At 61.0% G+C, this 541-nt stretch carries 1 protein-coding gene; it reads left to right on the top strand.

Annotation, left to right across the window (positions count from 1 at the left end):
- Positions 1 to 274: 274 nt before the first annotated feature.
- Positions 275 to 541: TRAP transporter small permease subunit (locus CXQ97_RS21240; protein ID WP_146069762.1), on the top strand; the 267-nt coding region annotated here is incomplete at its 3' end.

Here is a 541-nt window from a genome sequence, read left to right as displayed (position 1 = left end):
GTTCTTATTGCGCAACGGCAAGGCTACGCTTTTTGCCGGACCGCCTTGCGCCTTTCGTTCCGTTTCGAGTCCCTGAGTCAGGCTGACCGCTGGCTCGTACGGCGAAACCTGCGCCGGAAATGCATCCGCCACTCCGGGCTCGACTAACATTAGAGCCTCCGGCGCCTCAAGCCTAGCGCATAAGCTAAAAGTCGTAGGCCGATTGCTGCAAAGCGCCAGTACTGCAAGAATCGCCCTCTCCCGCCAACCTTGCGTCTCCTAAGAAGGACTACAAATGTCCCAGAGCCCCCCGCCCCTACTGCGCGTGGCTGGCCTCATCGATGCGTTCAACATGCGCCTCGGCCAGCTCTGTGCCTGGATCACCCTGTTTCTCGTCATCGGTACCGCCGTCGTGGTGGTCCTGCGCTACGGTTTCGGCATCGGCGCCATCGCCCTGCAGGAAGCAGTGATGTACGGCCATGCACTGGTGTTCATGGGCGCCGCCGCCTGGACCCTGCAGCGCAACGGCCACGTTCGCGTCGACATCTTCTATCAGAAGTTC

The sequence above is a fragment of the Arthrobacter sp. B0490 genome, from assembly GCF_002929355.1.
Classification (GTDB): Bacteria; Actinomycetota; Actinomycetes; order Actinomycetales; family Micrococcaceae; genus Arthrobacter_D.
The sequence above is the reverse complement of the archived record's forward strand: the minus strand, read 5'-3'. Positions and strand labels throughout refer to the sequence as shown.